Annotated in this window: 17 protein-coding genes and 1 CRISPR repeat array; of the genes, 4 read left to right on the forward strand and 13 right to left on the reverse strand. The window is 39.7% G+C overall.

Going from position 1 to position 18,870, the window contains the following annotated elements; genetic code table 11:
- Nucleotides 1–36: 36 nt before the first annotated feature.
- Both groL and groES read right to left on the reverse strand, forming a co-directional pair.
- Nucleotides 37–1,677, reverse strand: coding sequence for a chaperonin GroEL (gene groL, locus P1X15_RS30665; RefSeq protein WP_277341924.1), 1,641 nt, complete (start codon nucleotides 1,675–1,677; stop codon nucleotides 37–39).
- A gap of 123 nt (nucleotides 1,678–1,800) precedes the next feature.
- A complete protein-coding gene (gene groES / locus P1X15_RS30670) occupies nucleotides 1,801–2,091 on the reverse strand; it encodes a co-chaperone GroES (RefSeq protein WP_028667890.1) in 291 nt (96 codons plus the stop codon).
- Between the two features lie 331 nt (nucleotides 2,092–2,422).
- On the opposite strand from groES, the gene P1X15_RS30675 reads away from it, so the two are divergent.
- The gene (locus tag P1X15_RS30675; RefSeq protein WP_277341925.1) at nucleotides 2,423–3,136 is read left to right on the forward strand and encodes a hypothetical protein; all 714 of its coding nucleotides are present in this window, start codon (nucleotides 2,423–2,425) and stop codon (nucleotides 3,134–3,136) included.
- Between the two features lie 11 nt (nucleotides 3,137–3,147).
- Here P1X15_RS30675 and P1X15_RS30680 read toward each other — a convergent pair whose 3' ends face one another.
- A complete protein-coding gene (locus P1X15_RS30680; protein ID WP_277341926.1) occupies nucleotides 3,148–3,780 on the reverse strand; it encodes a ribonuclease H family protein in 633 nt (210 codons plus the stop codon).
- Nucleotides 3,781–3,948: 168 nt separating this feature from the next.
- Between P1X15_RS30680 and P1X15_RS30685 the strand changes: the two genes are divergently transcribed.
- On the forward strand, nucleotides 3,949–4,980 hold the full coding sequence (locus P1X15_RS30685) for a PmoA family protein (protein WP_277341927.1): 1,032 nt from the start codon (nucleotides 3,949–3,951) through the stop codon (nucleotides 4,978–4,980).
- Between the two features lie 68 nt (nucleotides 4,981–5,048).
- Here P1X15_RS30685 and P1X15_RS30690 read toward each other — a convergent pair whose 3' ends face one another.
- Complete coding sequence (locus P1X15_RS30690) at nucleotides 5,049–5,447, reverse strand: hypothetical protein (RefSeq protein WP_028667894.1); 399 nt, start codon at nucleotides 5,445–5,447, stop codon at nucleotides 5,049–5,051.
- A gap of 132 nt (nucleotides 5,448–5,579) precedes the next feature.
- The gene (locus P1X15_RS30695) at nucleotides 5,580–5,939 is read right to left on the reverse strand and encodes a hypothetical protein (protein WP_277341928.1); all 360 of its coding nucleotides are present in this window, start codon (nucleotides 5,937–5,939) and stop codon (nucleotides 5,580–5,582) included.
- Between the two features lie 191 nt (nucleotides 5,940–6,130).
- Between P1X15_RS30695 and P1X15_RS30700 the strand changes: the two genes are divergently transcribed.
- Complete coding sequence (locus tag P1X15_RS30700; RefSeq protein WP_277341929.1) at nucleotides 6,131–6,457, forward strand: single-stranded DNA-binding protein; 327 nt, start codon at nucleotides 6,131–6,133, stop codon at nucleotides 6,455–6,457.
- A 295-nt stretch (nucleotides 6,458–6,752) separates the two neighbouring features.
- The gene (locus P1X15_RS30705) at nucleotides 6,753–7,661 is read left to right on the forward strand and encodes a sugar phosphate isomerase/epimerase (protein ID WP_277341930.1); all 909 of its coding nucleotides are present in this window, start codon (nucleotides 6,753–6,755) and stop codon (nucleotides 7,659–7,661) included.
- Between the two features lie 94 nt (nucleotides 7,662–7,755).
- Here the strand turns inward: P1X15_RS30705 and P1X15_RS30710 are convergent, their stop codons facing one another.
- The 8 genes from P1X15_RS30710 to P1X15_RS30745 all read right to left on the reverse strand — a co-directional run bounded on the left by P1X15_RS30710 (nucleotide 7,756) and on the right by P1X15_RS30745 (nucleotide 17,471).
- Nucleotides 7,756–8,841, reverse strand: coding sequence for a thioredoxin family protein (locus P1X15_RS30710; protein ID WP_277341931.1), 1,086 nt, complete (start codon nucleotides 8,839–8,841; stop codon nucleotides 7,756–7,758).
- A 190-nt stretch (nucleotides 8,842–9,031) separates the two neighbouring features.
- On the reverse strand, nucleotides 9,032–9,745 hold the full coding sequence (locus P1X15_RS30715; RefSeq protein WP_277341932.1) for an outer membrane lipoprotein-sorting protein: 714 nt from the start codon (nucleotides 9,743–9,745) through the stop codon (nucleotides 9,032–9,034).
- A 57-nt stretch (nucleotides 9,746–9,802) separates the two neighbouring features.
- Nucleotides 9,803–10,579, reverse strand: a complete 777-nt coding sequence (gene trpA / locus P1X15_RS30720) for a tryptophan synthase subunit alpha (protein ID WP_277341933.1) — start codon at nucleotides 10,577–10,579, stop codon at nucleotides 9,803–9,805.
- Between the two features lie 139 nt (nucleotides 10,580–10,718).
- On the reverse strand, nucleotides 10,719–11,204 hold the full coding sequence (locus P1X15_RS30725; RefSeq protein WP_277341934.1) for a peptide deformylase: 486 nt from the start codon (nucleotides 11,202–11,204) through the stop codon (nucleotides 10,719–10,721).
- 135 nt (nucleotides 11,205–11,339) lie between these two features.
- Nucleotides 11,340–14,737: direct repeats of the CRISPR family, unit length 30 nt; unit sequence ATTTCAATTCCTAAATGGTACAATTAAAAG.
- Between the two features lie 213 nt (nucleotides 14,738–14,950).
- Nucleotides 14,951–15,214: a CRISPR-associated endonuclease Cas2 gene (gene cas2 / locus P1X15_RS30730; RefSeq protein ID WP_277341935.1), complete on the reverse strand. Its 264-nt coding sequence runs from the start codon at nucleotides 15,212–15,214 to the stop codon at nucleotides 14,951–14,953.
- Between the two features lie 27 nt (nucleotides 15,215–15,241).
- Nucleotides 15,242–16,246 (reverse strand): type I-B CRISPR-associated endonuclease Cas1b, encoded by a 1,005-nt coding sequence (gene cas1b / locus P1X15_RS30735; protein WP_277341936.1) that lies wholly within the window; start codon nucleotides 16,244–16,246, stop codon nucleotides 15,242–15,244.
- Nucleotides 16,247–16,269: 23 nt separating this feature from the next.
- Entirely contained in the window at nucleotides 16,270–16,818 is a 549-nt protein-coding gene (gene cas4 / locus P1X15_RS30740) for a CRISPR-associated protein Cas4 (protein ID WP_277341937.1), read from the reverse strand.
- Nucleotides 16,815–17,471, reverse strand: coding sequence for a transposase (locus P1X15_RS30745; RefSeq protein WP_277341938.1), 657 nt, complete (start codon nucleotides 17,469–17,471; stop codon nucleotides 16,815–16,817). The genes cas4 and P1X15_RS30745 overlap by 4 nt, the downstream gene beginning before the upstream one ends.
- Nucleotides 17,472–18,870 lie beyond the last annotated feature (1,399 nt).

Below are 18,870 nucleotides of genomic sequence, written 5' to 3' on the forward strand. Positions count from 1 at the left end.
GGGCTTTCGTATAATAAATAAGGCTAAAGCCGATTCTTACATCATGCCACCCATTCCACCGCCATGTCCATGACCAGCTGCAGCGGCGCCAGCATTTTCTTCTGGCTCGTCAGCAATCATACATTCTGTGGTCAACAACAAACCTGCGATAGAAGCAGCGTTTTCGAGGGCTAGACGAGTTACTTTTTTAGGATCGATGATACCTGCTGCAAAAAGATCTTCGTAAGTATCATTTTTAGCATTGTATCCATAACCACCTTCGCCTTCTTTGATTTTGTTGATTACCACAGACCCTTCGCCACCTGCGTTGGCAACGATTGTACGAAGAGGTGACTCCAAAGCTTGGCGGATGATATTGATACCTGTAGTTTCGTCATCATTGATACCTTCAAGGCTATCCAATGCAGAGATAGCACGGATAAGAGCCACACCACCACCAGTCACGATACCTTCTTCTACGGCAGCGCGAGTAGCATGGAGGGCGTCATCTACGCGGTCTTTTTTCTCTTTCATTTCTACTTCAGTAGCAGCACCAATATAAAGGATAGCTACTCCACCTGACAATTTCGCCAAACGCTCTTGCAATTTTTCGCGATCGTAGTCAGAAGTAGTATTTTCGATTTGTGACTTGATTTGGTTAACGCGAGCCTTGATTTGCTCTTGGTCACCTGAACCATTCACGATAGTTGTATTGTCTTTGTCGATAATGATTTTTTCGCAGTGACCAAGGTAAGAAAGGTCAGCGTTTTCGAGTTTGAATCCACGCTCTTCGGCGATTACAGTACCACCTGTCAAGATAGCGATGTCTTCCAACATAGCTTTGCGACGATCGCCAAAGCCTGGGGCTTTTACGGCACATACTTTCAATGCTCCGCGAATTTTGTTGACTACCAACGTAGCAAGGGCTTCGCCATCTACGTCTTCAGCAATGATCAACAAAGGACGGCCAGTTTGAGCTACACCTTCCAATATAGGAAGCAACTCTTTCATTGAAGATACTTTTTTCTCAGAAATCAAAATGAAAGGCTTCTCCAATTCGGCTTCCATTTTTTCGGCGTTTGTCACAAAATAAGGCGACAAATAACCACGGTCAAACTGCATACCTTCTACAGTCTTAACTTCTGTTTCGGTACCACGTGCTTCTTCTACTGTGATTACACCTTCAGTACCTACTTTTTTCATAGCATCGGCAATCATGTTACCGATTTCTTCGTCGTGGTTGGCAGAGATAGTAGCAACTTGAGCAATTTTGCTAAAGTCATCCCCTACCGTTTGAGCTTGGGCAGCTAAGTTAGCAACAACCGCTCCAACGGCCTTATCCACACCACGTTTCAAATCCATTGGGTTGGCACCAGCGGCTACGTTTTTAGATCCGATTGTATAGATAGCTTGCGCCAAAACAGTAGCTGTAGTAGTACCGTCACCTGCGGCATCCGCAGTTTTTGAAGCTACTTCTTTCACGAGTTGAGCACCCATGTTTTCCATAGCATCCTTCAATTCGATTTCTTTAGCTACAGTTACACCGTCTTTAGTAATAGCTGGTGAGCCGAATTTTTTATCGATGATAACATTACGACCTTTAGGACCAAGCGTTACTTTAACAGCATTTGCAAGGGTATCAACACCCTTCTTTATTTTGTCACGTGCTTCGGTATCGAAAAATATTTTCTTAGCCATTTTTTTAAATTTGAAAATTTGTGAATTTGAAAATTTGAAAATAAAACAATTGAAAGCTTGAATCAGTAACTGAATCCCAATTACCGAATTTTCAAATTGTCACATTATGCATTAATTAAAGATTTAGATAATAGCGAAAATGTCAGATTCGCGCATAATGAGATACTCTTGACCTTCTACAGTAATCTCAGTGCCTGCATATTTGCCGTAGAGAATAGTATCCCCTACTTTCACAGTAAGAGGCTCGTCTTTTTTACCAGGGCCTACTGCTACTACGGTTCCACGTTGGGGTTTCTCTTTCGCAGTATCAGGGATGATGATACCAAAAGCGGTTTTTTCTTCTGCAGGTGCGGTCTGAACGAGCACGCGATCTGCTAACGGCTTAACATTTACTTTTTCTGCAACTGCTGACATAGTTATCAGGGGTTTTAATTAGTTTTATAATTGTTGAAACTTACCGATAAGTTTTCCGAGGGCAAATATAGCATTTTCTATGCCAACGGTATCTTAAGCTCATTTTCTGCCATTTTTGCAGTAACAACACAATCGAATCTATAAAATCTGCCATACCCAAAATAATCATTGGCAGTATCAATATTTTTATTGTATTTTATTTGGCAATATTGTTTTTTTTCATAAATTGGCTTATAATTATCTATGAAGCATCATTTTACGAAGGTTTTATTGAATATTCAGACTATGGAGGCGGCATATGACCAAAGTAGTTTTTTAAAAGTATATGTCTATGGCTAGTTTAAAACAAGATTGGATAACCGAAGGATGGATTGATTTTGAATACAAGAAATACATCTTAATGGCTTATTTACAAGGAGTTAATCAAAATTTCAAGCAATCGCGCCTATTCCCTGACTTGCCTTCTGTGGAGAAGCACTACAAAGCAGCCTTAAACCTCAAAGATTCTAAAGAGCAAATCGTGGCTTCTTTTCCAAAAAAGCTCAAAGGAATAGACCTCAAAAAAAAACAATTTATTTACGAAAAATTTCAGGAAAGCGAACACTTATCCGAAATTGACAGCATTTTGGAGTATTCTCTGCCACTTTTTCAGCAAACGCTGACAGAGGGTCAATCTCACTATGCCGACATCGAAGCCAAACTCAGTTTTATGCCCGTGGGTATTATTCCCCTCCACCTCAAAGAAGGATATGTGTTTATATATCGGGGTCACAATAGCGAAACCCAAATCTACCACTATCAAATTCGACTCGTCCAACACAGCAATCAAAGCAGTGTACATACAACGCTCGTAGACACGGTGCGCAAAAGTTTTACGACTACGTTTGAAAACCTCAAATTGAACCTTATCCACAAGCGTCGCGAGCTTCCAAACCCTGCCACCTACTTGGTCGAATCCCCTGCTGAATATCCAGTGCAAGAAACAATACTGCCTATTGCAAAAAAATGGATTGTCAATTTTGATAAACAATACACTATTCGGTAAAGATAGTATCGCTATTTTCGTCCGAAATCGGCTGGATTTTCGCCCCAATACTCCGTTTCCCACTTGAGGATAGGATTAGCATACTTGTTTTTAGACAACCACTCTTCGGCTCGTTGAAGCAATTCGAAGAGTGGTTTGTTTTCCGGCGTCACTTCTAATTTCGTGTTGGCATGTTTGCGTTTTATCCAACTAATTGCTGTTTTAGAATCCGAATAAATCGGCAGGTTGCTTTGGTGCTTTTGAAGATAGGCCAACCCGTGCACAATAGCCAAAAATTCTCCGATATTGTTGGTACCATCTTTAAATGGGCCTTGGTGAAATATCTTTTGTCCCGTACGAAGGTATACTCCTTGGTATTCTACATCTCCCGTGGCGGTGTTCCAAGCAGCATCTACAGCAATGCTATCTAGGTTGGGCTTACCGATATTGGCAGGTGCTACTTTTAAGGCTGGTTGGGCGGTTTTGGGCGATATATACTCCCAATAACTTTTTTGTAAGGCTTCTTCCGCCTCCTTTAGATTGTCAAATGATTTGTACTTTGCCTCTGCAAAACCCCTGATTTGCGCCTCACATTCTTCCCACTCCGTAAATACGCCACGTTTACGGCCTTCCCATACTACATAAAATTTTCTCTTTTTTGCCATGCTGCAAACTTACATAAACTGCGGGTAAAATAAGGTGCTTCGCCACTTTTCAATAGTACTTTCAACCTAAAATTACGTATTGATAAGGTCATAAAATTCGTTTTACAACTGTACTAAAATCATACGTTTTTATCATCCAAGACAATTATTAATCCGTTTTTTTAAAACATGACCAAATCCTTTTCAACTCTTGTACTCGCCCTGACTGCTTCTGTGTGCCTAGCGCAAAAAGAAGTCGTACTAACCAACCATGCTGCCGACAAAAAAGTAGAAGTAACGATTGACGGTAAACCTTTTACAGCTTATTTTTATCCCGGACCCGATGTGCTGAAGAAGGCTGTTTTGTATCCCTTACGAACCGTCAACGGCACCGATATTACGCGTGGGTGGCCCATCAATCCACGTCCAGGCGAGCGTGTAGATCACCCGCACCATGTAGGTATGTGGCTCAACTATGAAGATGCCAATGGGCACGATTTCTGGAACAATTCACTATCCGTAAATCACGCCAAAAATACCTACGGAACAATCGTTCATACAGGCATCAAAAGTATAAAAAGTGGCAAAAAACAGGGAGAACTTACCGTCACAGCCGACTGGCTCGACAAAAACGGAGGTCTTATGCTGACCGAAACCACCACTTATGTATTTAAAGGAGATGACCAAACCCGCACCGTAGATCGTATCACAACCCTAACGGCCAAAACTGATGTCACGTTTAAGGATGTCAAAGATGGCTTTTTTGCGATTCGAGTAGCCAGAGAATTGGAGCACCCTTCTGACAAACCTGAGGTATTTACGGATGCGAGCGGTATCGCGACCAAAGTCCCTGTCATGAACAACGCCGGTGTCACTGGAAGCTATCGCAATAGTGAAGGGGTAGAAGGCGAAGCTGTGTGGAGCAAAAGAGCCAAATGGTGCAATCTACGCGGCAAAATGGGCAACGAAACCGTCAATCTAGTAATAATAGACCATCCCAAAAATGTGGGCTATCCTACTTATTGGCACGCCCGAGGCTATGGGCTTTTTGCGGCAAATCCTCTAGGCCAAAAAATATTTAGCAATGGAGCCGAAGAACTTAATCTCAAACTCAAAAAAGGAGAATCAACTACGTTTCGTTATCGTACCGTTATTGCATCTGAATCTCTGAGCGATGCTCAAATCAACACCATTACCGCCGATTTTGCAAAAACAAAGTAATCATCGCTTTACCAAAATAAAAGTCGCCGTGATAGAACTATCACGGCGACTTTTATTTTGGTAGAAAGTTATTGTTTTTTTCTTAGTTCGACTGTGCCAAGATCCAAATATTGAATTACAATTTTGTCGCAACTATTTTCTTTGATTATATACTCCAACGACAACGCATTAAACCCTTTGCTTACCCGCAAAATAAGCCTATTGGCTTCTATCTTCCAAGTTCTGTCGGTCAGCACGATGTCATTGATTTCGCCACCCAACAATAGCTCCTCGGGGTCAGCATAAGTACCGTCTTCATTAAAAGTTACATCAAAAGGGTCAGAGGTTAAATCATCGACTTTGGCAATGCCAGACCAAGCACCCAAAATATTTTTTTCGACGGCAGGAGGAATGCATTCTTCTTCTTTGTCTTTGTTGCAAGCAACCAACGCAAATACTAGAAATAAAAAAAGGAGACTTTTTTTCATAAAAATAAATAAATGGTGATTAAAGAAATGTGGGTTCAAAACTAAACATTTAGCTGAACAATTACTAGAGACAATTGCCTTTCAATCGCTCTATCAATATAAAATAGCACCCCAAAAAGCTGATAATAAGCACTATCGTCTATCATCTTTTACAATCAAAAATAAATCATTTTCGAGCGATAAATAGCCGTATTCGTACACAAAAAAGTAAGTAGCTCCTTTTTGGGTGGTGCGGGTACTGGTAAAATAAGTAAAATCAAAACCCTCTCTCTGAAGGGTATTTTTGGAAACTTTCGCTTTATCCTCTGGGCAAATCTCTTCCAAAATCCGTCGATTTTTGCGCAATTTGTTATTGACATTTCTGACAAAATTGTTGGAATCCGAATTAAGCTTGTTGTTGTAGGCATTGCGACACAAATCCGAACAAAACTTTTTATCTGCTCGTCCAATAATCTTCTCACCGCATTCTAAACATTCTTTCACTGCTGCCATTGGTAGGATCAATGTATTGTTTTACACTGCAATATATAAAAAACATTATCCGATTACAAACGTTTACAAATAATTTTATCCATATAGAAACGAATACCAACCGAATCGAGCGACTCAGATGCTGCACCTTTGTATCGCCGATTCAGCAAGACGGCCGAAACAAATATCAAACACATAAATTTTTAAGGAACATGAACAAGGTAACATTGATTGGCAACGTAGGCAAAGACGCTCAAGTACGTAATTTTGATAATGGCAAATTGGCCTCATTTACGCTCGTGACCAAAGAAACCTACACCAACAAAAACAATGAAGAAATCACTAGCACTACATGGCACAATGTAGTGGCATTTGGGAAAGTAGCGGAAGTGTGTAAACGTCTCGCGTTTAAAGGAAAAGCGGTTTCGGTAGAAGGCAAGCTCAATTATCGTTCTTACAAAAACAAAGACAACAAAACAGTATACGTTACCGAAATACAGGTCTATAGAATCGAACCTGTCAATACAGTCGAACACTAAGCCTCTCCACGCTATTTGTCTTTCTATTAACAGCTCAAAAGTAATCTATTAACAGCCCTTTTTTGTTTCAAATGCCCCGTAAATGCGTTGGTAGCGGGGGCTAGTCTCCCCTCCAACGTTTACGTTTAGGCCAAGTAGGTAGCATAACGCTGGTAAGGTTCAAAACCTTACCAGCGTTATCAATTGGTATTTTATTTTTTCTTATCAAATCTTCATCAAAACAAAATATATTATTGCTTTGCAGTAGAGACCTTGCCAAGTAAGGCTTTGTAACAAAAACAAACCATTTTAACGAATGACTTCTTTTGAAACTCACAACTCTCGAAGAAATTTTATAAAAACCCTAACGGGAACTATTGCTAGTGTAGCAGCTACCAACGTATGGGCTCAATCAGAATCTCTATTCGAAAACCGCAAGGGGCTATTGCTTCCGCTCGGGATTTGTACTTCTTACGATAAAGCTGATTTTCTTAAAGGTCTGGGGTATTCATTTATTGAAGAAAATGTAGGTCGTTTTTTGATTCCAGAAGCAGGTGATGCTCAATACAAAAAAAACCTAGAATCACTCAAGGCACACCAATTTCCGGTGCGTTCATATGTAAGTTTTTTTCCAGGTAGTCTCAAATCGGTCGGTAACGACACCCACCACGATGCCATTCTCCAACGTGCCGATTTGGCTCTTAAAAGAGCCAAAGAATGCGGTTCGTCACATATTGTATTTGGCAGTGGCGGCTCACGTGCCATTCCAGATGGCTTTGATCGTCAGAGAGCCAAAGAGCAGCATATTGAGTTAAGCAAAAAAATGGCGCTTTTGGCCGAAAAACACGGTGTCACACTGGCAATAGAGCCGCTCAATCGAAGCGAGACCAATTTTATCAATAGCCTGAGCGAAGGCGTCGAAATCATTGAAGCCGTCAATCATCCTCGTTTTAGATTGCTCTGCGACATTTATCACATGATGAAAGACAACGAAGGTCCCGAAGAAATTGTAAAATACGGCAAATACATCACTCACTGCCATATTGCCGAAAAGCAAGGCCGTACCGCACCTGGTGCGCAAGGCGACGATTTTACGGCTTATTTCAAAGCCCTCAAAAAGATAAAATACAAAGGCGGACTATCAATTGAATGCCGTTGGAAAGATTTTGACAATGAAGCCAAAAAAGCCGTAGAAGTACTAAAAACACAACTGGCTTCGGTCTAGTTTTTTATAAAAAAAATGGTCCGTTTATCTGTTTACAATAGCTATTGTTTCGCAGATAGACGGACTTTCTTTTTTAAAAGCTATAGCGTACTCTCTATTTTCGAGCGTTGATTTTGGCTAACTCAGCTTTTAACTCTTGTGCTTCGGGGCTATTGGCAGCCGTCAAGGTAAGGGCTTTGTTGACCCATTTTCTAGCTGTCGGTACAAAACTCGCATCCGAAGCGCGATTGTTAAAAAGCTTGATGATGTACATGTAATCAGGCAATTGTGCTTTGGCATTGTTGAGATAGTCTTCTGCACGTGCCGTAGCCTGAGGGGTTTGGCGTTTGGCAAAATAATAATTCACTTCAGGCAACAAGGTACGGGCATTGGCAGCCGATGGCTCAATGCCGATTTTGACCAAATACTGGCGCATTTGCTGAATCTTAGCCGCGTCGTATTTGGCTCCTCTCCCACTATACAACGACCCCATGATGAGATTTTCGGCCACGAGCTTCACTTCTTTGGCGCCATATTTAGCTTTGTATGCTCCCATGTTGTTGATAAGGTATTTTGACATCGGGTTTTCGACATCCATAACTAGCTTCGATATCGCCAACCAATTGTTTTTGTCTGCGTACTGAGCGGGTGTCTTTCGGCGAGCATATTCTTCCATGATTTTGATATTGAGCGTAGTATCACATACCACTCTGCAATACATGGCCATGTCGATCAAAAAATTATCGCTTCGCTCACCTGATGCATAACGACTCCGAAAAGTAGCCGCTCGCACTGAAGGATTGAGCGCATTTTGGGCATGTTTGATAGTTTCGGCGGCGGTAGGGTTGCTCATCGCAAAGTGAAGTAAGTTTTCGTTGCCATCAAAAAACAAAAACAAAGGCAGCGAAGGCGCATACAAACGCTTAGGAGTCAAGAAGTTGCGTACATCAGGACTTGTTACTTCCAATTTATAAGAAATAAAATTTTTATTGTAAAAATCAGCGACGGCCTTTTCTTTGAAAATAGGCTCAAAAGCCGCGCAATGCTCGCAAGTTTTAGAATATACCTCCACAAAAACCAATTTCCCCTGTGCTCGCGCCATGTTAAATGCTTGACGAATGTCGTTGGTAAAGAAATTGATTTGTTGGGCGGAAACAGAAAGCTGGAAAAGCAAGCAACTTAATAAAAGAAGTTTTTTCACGATTAGTACAGATTATAGACTTTCTAAAGCTTAGAAAGCTTCGTTTTGAAATTGATTTAACCACTTTACCGAAAAACAATTCCCGCAGTTTGCGGAGTTTGACAAATTTCGCTGATAGTATCAACAAAATTTACGCCAATCTGCAAAATCTGCGGGAAAAAGTAATTCGTAATTTTGGAAAGAATACCTTTTAGTTTTTGGGCTGCACAAAAATACTCTCATCCACGGTTGGATTCACTTCGAGTTTTTTGGTATTGACTACTACTGCCCCTTGAGGAGAGTTCACTTCCATCAAAAACGGAAACGCAATTCCATCAATCACCCGATAATCCGACATCTTGGTTTGAGCACTAAACGCCTGCCCATTCACTTCGCCCGACATATCCATTCTGATAGGATAGAAATTTTTAGCGCTAATGAAGTAAGTCGATACCCCTCCTTCTTTGGTCGTCATTTTGATTTTATAGGCATCGTTGCCGTCTACGGCCTCTTTCCCGAGCAATTCTACGGTAGCTCCGGCTGCTTTGTAGTTGGCCATACCCGAAAGATCCATTTGGCTCATCGAGTTTTTGAGTTGGTCGTCGGGCATCGGAATAGGCGTGGTTGAGCCAGTCATGGGATTAACCATCCAGCCTTTATTTCCGTCAACTCCTACCACTATTTTTTGGCCCATTACCTCGGTTTCGTTACGCATTCCTCTGTTATGAACAATCACCGACGTAGAGGGTATCTCCATACCCATTACACTGATTACGTTTTCCATACGCATCGATTTGAGGGCGTTTAGTTTTGCCGCTCCTCCCCGTGCTTCTATCGACTTGGCGATAATTTCCTCAGCGGTTTGGGCGGTAGCAGCCGTGATAGTACCCAGCACTATTACGAGCGAAAGAGCAATTTTTTTCATGTTTTCAAGCATCATTATTTTTTTAATTATTGTCGAAAGGTAAGACGAAAAAAGGATTTATTTACCTTTTACGCTCATTACGTAAGATGCAATTCCGTTTTCCAAATCTTCACTTTCTTGAAGCACTCTGATAAAAGCACTACCGATGATAGCCCCACTGGCATGTTGGCAGGCTTTGGTAAAAGTTTCATGGTCTTTGATTCCAAACCCAATCAAGCGGGGATTGCGAAGCTGCATGGCATTGACCCGTTCAAAATACGCTTCCATGTCATGACTTACGCCTGACTGAGAGCCTGTCACACTTGCCGACGATACCATATAGATAAACCCTTCGCTGTTGTCATCAATCTGCCGAATGCGTTGTTCGGATGTTTGTGGCGTAATCAAGAAAATATTGAGAATACCGTATTTATCAAAAATGGGTTTGTACTCCTGCATATACTCATCCATGGGCATGTCTGGCAAGATAAGACCATCGACACCCACTTCGGCACAATGTTGACAGAAATTTTCGACCCCAAACTGAAGCACAGGATTGACGTATCCCATAAGCAATATCGGCAGCGATATTTCGTCACGCATCCCCTTCAATTGGGCAAACAGCTCTTTCACACTCATTCCATTTTCGAGGGCTTTTTGATTGCTCAATTGGATAGTTTCGCCATCAGCCACGGGATCAGAGTAAGGCATGCCGATTTCGACCAAATCAGCCCCTGATGCTTGTAAAGCTTTCAAGATGCGACGTGTATCGGTAAGTTGTGGAAAACCAGCGGTAAAGTATACGTTAAGGTTGTGAGTAGCTTGACGTTGGAAAAGTTGGACGATTCGATTCATGAAATCCTGAAAAAATGATTAGTACTTGATTAGGGAAAAATGACAGCAGTCTTTACCAAAAAACCACGGCAAAAGTAGTTTTTTCGATAACGACAACCAAAGAAACAAACGGACTTTGACTAGGATAAAGCTAAAAACGTCAGAGACGCCATCGAAAGGATTTGTCGTCGATAGCACGCATCGTACACAGTACTCCGTTGAGGTGGTCGTACTCATGTTGAAGCAATTCGGCAAGGCTATCGTGCATAGTCCAGCTTTGGGGCTGCCAGTGATGGTCAAGATAGTGAACCGTAATCGATTGGTACCTTTTGACTTTCACCAACAAATTGGGGAAACTCATACAATCGTCCCAAAGCTCAAAAAGTTCGTCACTTAGGTCAGTGAGGGTAGGATTGATAAAGACCACAGGCTGGTCAATATTCATATAAATGAGCCGTTTCATAATACCAAGCTGAGGCGCGGCGATAGCTCTTCCAAAGCCATGTTTAGCGCGTACCTCTTGCATCACATTGTGGAGATCTGCGACCCAATCGCCCACCAAGTGTTTTTCGGTAGGCAAGATAGGCTCACAGTTTTGGTACAAACGTGGGTCGCCCAACAGTAACAAATCGGCTAAAGTTTTCATGCAAAGAGATTGGGGGTTTCTTGGGTAACTCTTTTTTGTTCTCACAAATTCACCCCGCAATCAAAATCTTTCAATTTCTATAATGGTACGATTAAAAGACTATATAGACAGTGGCATTAGCAGTTGGTTTACGAAGTTTCAATTCCTAAATGGTACAATTAAAAGTATTCAATATCTATAAACTTATCCCTAATATACTTCAGTTTCAATTCCTAAATGGTACAATTAAAAGTTCGGCTGCTTCTGAGAAGGTAATTCTGATTGAAATTTTTCAATTCCTAAATGGTACAATTAAAAGAAGAAACCTATTAGTATTACTACCAAGGTTACTTGTGTTTTTCAATTCCTAAATGGTACAATTAAAAGATTATTGATAGCTGCGGATAACTTCATTTTCGTAGTTTTTCAATTCCTAAATGGTACAATTAAAAGTGTTAAACATACCTTTCGTTTACCTGTAAGTCAAATTTTTCAATTCCTAAATGGTACAATTAAAAGTAGAGGTTCCCAACGACCTAAACGAAACTATAACATTTTCAATTCCTAAATGGTACAATTAAAAGAAACTTTTGAGCTAATTCGTCTTTACTCATTTCACTTTTTCAATTCCTAAATGGTACAATTAAAAGTTCTTAAATACAAAGGATGTTTAGGGAACCCATCTTTTTTCAATTCCTAAATGGTACAATTAAAAGGCGTGAAAGATTGTCATTTGTTTCAGATGTTTTAGATTTTCAATTCCTAAATGGTACAATTAAAAGCCGCAAAAACAAAGGTAGATACCGATTTCAATACGATTTCAATTCCTAAATGGTACAATTAAAAGGAGGTGGGGGTGGAGGAGAGGTTCCTATTTCAAATATTTCAATTCCTAAATGGTACAATTAAAAGTAAAACAACTTCCGTCATCTCCTACATTGTACCCGTATTTCAATTCCTAAATGGTACAATTAAAAGAGGCGAAAATAGAAGAAAGTAAGCTAAATGATTTGTAATTTCAATTCCTAAATGGTACAATTAAAAGAAAAAAACATTTGGCTTATATAAAGAAGCCGATTTATTTCAATTCCTAAATGGTACAATTAAAAGGCCTGGTTATGTGACGCTCTACGCCAGTGGCGGGCTGATTTCAATTCCTAAATGGTACAATTAAAAGCTTCCTTCTAATCTACTGCCATCTTTACCATCTGCATTTCAATTCCTAAATGGTACAATTAAAAGTTCAAATTCATTTAGATATGAAAAACACTTATTTTTATTTCAATTCCTAAATGGTACAATTAAAAGGCTATTCTGACGTTGAAAACTTTCCAGATTTTGATTATTTCAATTCCTAAATGGTACAATTAAAAGTTTTGCTTTTGGGTTCCTTCTTCTCTTTTTCGGCATCATTTCAATTCCTAAATGGTACAATTAAAAGTTTTTTTGCAAAGTTTCTAATGACCTAAAAATTGTTATTTCAATTCCTAAATGGTACAATTAAAAGTTTTGTGCGGAGTGTCACATTTTGCTAGAAACACATATTTCAATTCCTAAATGGTACAATTAAAAGTAGATCCATTTTGAGGATGAAGTTTTCGTTAAAAAAATTTCAATTCCTAAATGGTACAATTAAAAGAATCTCATGGCCGGGTAAGGCCATTGTATTCACAATATTTCAATTCCTAAATGGTACAATTAAAAGTCCCCCCTAGTTGCGCCGCCCCCCCCTCCTTATTTCATTTCAATTCCTAAATGGTACAATTAAAAGAAAAAACCTTGATTGATTGGATGTGATTGTATGTTTCATTTCAATTCCTAAATGGTACAATTAAAAGGAGGAAATGTAAGAGATGCCAAATTGAACCGTTCAGATTTCAATTCCTAAATGGTACAATTAAAAGATTTTTGACATTGTTGTCTTCACTAGCAGGAGCATATTTCAATTCCTAAATGGTACAATTAAAAGAGTATGTTTTTTGATTTCATCGTGGATGTTATTTTGATTTCAATTCCTAAATGGTACAATTAAAAGTCAATCCAGATAAATACCTGATGCTCGTAGTTGCCATATTTCAATTCCTAAATGGTACAATTAAAAGTCGAAATACCTTTTCGGTAGGCCTTGACTTGTATTTATTTCAATTCCTAAATGGTACAATTAAAAGCTTTGGCGCGTTTAAATATCCGAACATATCTGTATATTTCAATTCCTAAATGGTACAATTAAAAGCCATCTCAATAGCCCTTTGCAGGTCGTCTAATAACTATTTCAATTCCTAAATGGTACAATTAAAAGCTGTATTATACCTTTGTATCAGTAAACAAAAGGATAATTTCAATTCCTAAATGGTACAATTAAAAGTGTTTCCATAGCGGGCATTGGCACGCTGGTACATTTATTTCAATTCCTAAATGGTACAATTAAAAGGGCGTCACTTTCGCGCCGGCGTCAGCCTTCAGAAGCATTTCAATTCCTAAATGGTACAATTAAAAGTCCCATGTTTCTAGGTTGACTTGCCAGTCGCCGTTTATTTCAATTCCTAAATGGTACAATTAAAAGAATCCGCATCGACGGAGATAGCATGGAGCCGCGTCATTTCAATTCCTAAATGGTACAATTAAAAGAAAATTGTTACTTTCATGGTAGTCGGGTATTTGGAATTTCAATTCCTAAATGGTACAATTAAAAGATCACTATCGGCGGCGTCAACCCCGATAAATGTTTCGATTTCAATTCCTAAATGGTACAATTAAAAGCCCCTCCGACACCGTCTTCATCGATAACTATATTTTATTTCAATTCCTAAATGGTACAATTAAAAGTGAAAGATGCGAAAAATTAAGAGTTTTCGACCCTTATTTCAATTCCTAAATGGTACAATTAAAAGGCGATTATTTCCGTGCCGTCTGCCGCTATAAATGTTTATTTCAATTCCTAAATGGTACAATTAAAAGTAGTAATAATGGCAAAAATGGGCTGCTTCGAATGCACATTTCAATTCCTAAATGGTACAATTAAAAGAAAATGATGACGGTTCACTTGTTGACCCAAGACAGATTTCAATTCCTAAATGGTACAATTAAAAGGAAGTGCTAGGCTACAAAATACAAGCTTCGCACACCTATTTCAATTCCTAAATGGTACAATTAAAAGACTCTTTTGACCCCAGTCGTTCATACATGGGGTCTGAATTTCAATTCCTAAATGGTACAATTAAAAGTCTCATCCTACCGACGTGCAGCGGATGCGGTAGAAGTATTTCAATTCCTAAATGGTACAATTAAAAGTTGGACTTGCTTTGGTATGTGCTTTGGACTTGCTTATTTCAATTCCTAAATGGTACAATTAAAAGTATCTAATCCATGCGATGGGCAAAGCACTGCGGATGTTATTTCAATTCCTAAATGGTACAATTAAAAGTATTATCAAAAAATTCAGGTTCCCGCGTCATATCGGTTTCAATTCCTAAATGGTACAATTAAAAGGCTTGTGGGTAACTCAATTATTTTGCCGTCATCAAGTTTCAATTCCTAAATGGTACAATTAAAAGCCGTGCGAAAAACGGCTTTTTTGACTCAATTTTAAGGTTTTTTATTGGATTTTTCAACTAAAAAGTCGTCGAAGGTTAATTGCTTGATTTTGCTTGGCCTTCGACGACTGCTCATTTTCAGGCACTTACCTCTCTCAAAGGATAATAAAGGATAATTTTTAGCCAATATGTCAACGAACTTTTGTCAGTTTTGGGACTTCGACGACTTTCGTCCTACAGAAAATTATCAATATTGCTGCGCTCTACCCCAATGATCTCTTTGTCCAACCACCGCTCATTCCGACTCTTGAACAAAATTACACTGTCTTGCTCTTCATTCATAATCGCACGCGCACCCATTAGCATTTCTTTGAGCTTTACTTCTGTAATTTCTCCTTCAAACACCGAATTTTGAATCCAATTCAAATACTTGCGGCAATGCTTCAACATCTTTGCCACCCGCTTTTCACCAATATCATATACCAAAATCACATACATAATCTCTTCAAATTATAGTAGGGGCTTTTACCACATCATTTTAAAGGGTTTGTAGACTTCGATACCCAACAAATGCTTCTGCAACTTATAGCACTCTAATTTTACCAAATGCTTATAACTCACATTTCTACCCAACGACCGATGCTTAAACGTCTCCTTCAACCGTTCTTCAAATGCTTGTACAAATGTCTTTTTAGCACTTTCTTTCAATACGCACCGATTGACATCTTGCCGAAAATCATTGGCTTGTATTTGTTTTTTGTTGAGTACCGTAAAAATTGTTCGGTCTACTAGCAATGGCTTAAAAATCTCTGACAAATCCAACGCTAACGAATACCGCCTTGCTCCTGGTTCATGCAAAAAACTGATGGTTGGGTTAAGTTGGGTATGGTAAATTTGATCCAAACACACTGTGTAGCACATCATATTGCCAAACGAAATCAACGCATTCACCTCGTTTTGAGGGGGTTGCTTGCTTCGAGTTCCCATCTCAAAGTCAGTTATAATTTCCCCAAAAGCACCATAATACGCTTGTCGGATATTGCCCTCAATGCCCATCAGCTCTGCAATATTTCCAGCTTCAGCAATCAACGATGAGTAATTTTCAATCTGACCCAGCGACTTCGCCACGTCTTTACCTCGCCCTTGATAGTACTTCAAGTTTTTGGACATATTAAAAGCCGCCCCTTCTACAAAGGTCCTCGCTACTACCATCCGCTTTTTGTCAGATAAATAATACCGCGTTTGTTCTACCTGCATTTTGCCTGCCAACAAATAATCCTTCGCCATAAACGAGCCCGTATAGTGTTCATAGTAGTCAAAAAAATGTACCGATACGTGGTTTTTCCCCAAGAAATTGTACATGGCACTGTTGGCATCCAAACTTCCGAAACAATACAAATTGTCGACCCCTTCAACTGGGATATAACGCGCTTGCCCTTCATGGCCTTGCTCATCTACCGGTACAAAACACAGGGTATTGTCCTTACGGCTCAGTCGGCCTGGGTTAAAGAGATAATAGCTTTTTTTCATTCTTTAAATAATTTCTGTATTTCTTATTCATCGCCAACCCAGCAAAATTCAAAATAACTACAAGCCTTACATTTTGAAATCGGTAACCTTGGCGGACACTGCTCTTGCTCTAAAATCTCCCTGATTTTTTCGATACTCGCTTCTATTCTTAGTACATCTTCTTCGTCTAACGTCACCCGTTCAGTTTGGCGTAACTTCGGATATTCAATAACACCGTGGCTAACTTCAACGCCATTTTTTTTCAACAAATACAGATAAAACTGTACCTGTGCCACGTGCGCCCACTCCTTTGCGGCCGATTTTTTGGTTTCGTGGACAATTCCCCGTTTGGCGTCAAAAAAATCTATTTTGGCGGTCAAAACAACCTCCTTCTTTGCCGCACTTTCGGGCATCGTATAGCTTATTTCCAGTTCTTCGTTTTTATCAGCCCTAAAAGGATAGCTCTCCTCCCCTATCAACTTACCTTCATACACCACTTCTGAGGTATGCTCCATCCTGATGACATGGTAATGAAGCCACATTTTGCGGTGACAAAGCTGGTAATAGTTGAGTAGAGTGGCGTTGATGTTCATGGTTCATAAAATTTATCTTTATCCCAATTGGCAGGATTGGTGACGATATAGTTGCTTATCTTATCCCAAGATGCTTCATCTCGAATGATCGTATCCCAAAAGCGCTCTTGCCACCCAAAATTTTGATTCGGAAATACGGCTCGGATATGTTTAGTACAAACCGATTTGAATGACCGAACCACTGTGGCTATTGACCCCGCATTGGGCGAAATCGCCTGATAAAATGCAGGTGGTTGTGGTTGTGGTTGTGGTTGTGGTTGTGGTTGTGGTTGTGGTTGTGGTTGTGGTTGTGGTTGTAGAGACGTTGCATGCAACGTCTCTACGTCGTCATTGTCATTGTCATTGTCATTGTCATCGGCGGCATTTTGTCCTGACAATGATTTATCCAATACCAATATCCCGTGAATATGGTTGGGCATCACCACAAAAACATCTAACCTAATCTGCGGAAAATGGGCAGGTATGTCATACCAAAATCCTTGTACAATCGCCCCCATTGTTGACAATTTCATCTTACCATTGAGACATTCTCCAAAAAAATGTTCTCGGTCTTTTGTACAAATGGTGATGAAATAGGCCCCATCCGACGCATAATCCCAGCCTTTCAACCGTGCTGATTCGATACGGTATTTGTTATTGAACAATTCTCCCATTTTATGTCTAATTTTTTATGATTTAGACGTATATAAGGATGATTGGTCAATCTTGTTTTCTTTCTATTATGTATGACGATGACATACGTTTTCTTATTATTCGTTATTCCGCCTATCTGCCTCGTTTTTATAATAAACCGATACAGAAATTGGTTAATGGTCGGTATAGACGTTGCATGCAACGTCTATACACATCATCCGCAGATTCGACCAAAAATATCGCAGGGTTACACCGTGGTATTTTATCACACCAAAACATAATCCATAATCGACGACGTAGATACGTTGCATGCAACGTATCTACACATCATCCGAAAATTCATCATAAATATCGCAGGATTACATCGTGGCACGTTTATTTTTTCCTCCTATCAAAACGTAATCCATAATCGACGGCGTAGATACGTTGCATGCAACGTATCTACATATCATTCGCAAATTCATCATAAATATCGCAGGATTACATCGTGGTACGTTTATTTTTTCCTCCTATCACGTTACCCCGAAAACATAATCCATAATCCACGACATAGATACGTTGCATGCAACGTATCTACGTATCATCCGCAGGTTCATCATAAATATCGCAGGATTACATCGTGGCACGTTTAATTTTTTCATTCTATCAAAACGTAATCCACAATCGACGGCGTAGATACGTTGCATGCAACGTATCTACATATCATCCGCAGGTTCATCATAAATATCGCATCATTACATCGTGGTATGTTTATTTTTTCTTCGTATCAAAACGTAATCCACAATCAACGGCGTAGATACGTTGCATGCAACGTATCTACATATCATCCGCAGGTTCACCATAAATATCGCAGGATTACACAATCATACGTTGTTTCTTCATTCTATCAAAACCTAATCCACAATCGACGGCGTAGATACGTTGCATGCAACGTATCTACACATCATCCGAAGGTTCATCATAAATATCGCAGGATTACACCGTGGTATTTTATCACACCAAAAACGTAATCCACAATCGACGACGTAGATACGTTGCATGCAACGTATCTACATATCATCCGCAGGTTCACCATAAATATCGCATCATTATGTCGCGGTACGTTGATTTTTTCTTCCTATCACATTCACGCAAAAACATAATCCATAATCCACGACGTAGAGACGTTGCATGCAACGTCTCTACACACCATCCGCAGGTTCACCATAAATATCGCATCATTATGTCGCGGTACGTTGATTTTTTCTTCCTATCACATTCACGCAAAAACATAATCCATAATCCACGACGTAGTGTATATCCCTGAAATAGCTTGACACAAATTGTGTAAAGTTATGAAAGTGAGCAGCTTTATTAATTTAAAGAAAAAGTACAAAACAGGTGCCTTTCGATGGCATGTCATTGAACTGTATCGATTGG

It is taken from the genome of Runella sp. MFBS21 (assembly GCF_029433105.1).
In the GTDB taxonomy this organism is placed as follows: Bacteria; Bacteroidota; Bacteroidia; order Cytophagales; family Spirosomataceae; genus Runella.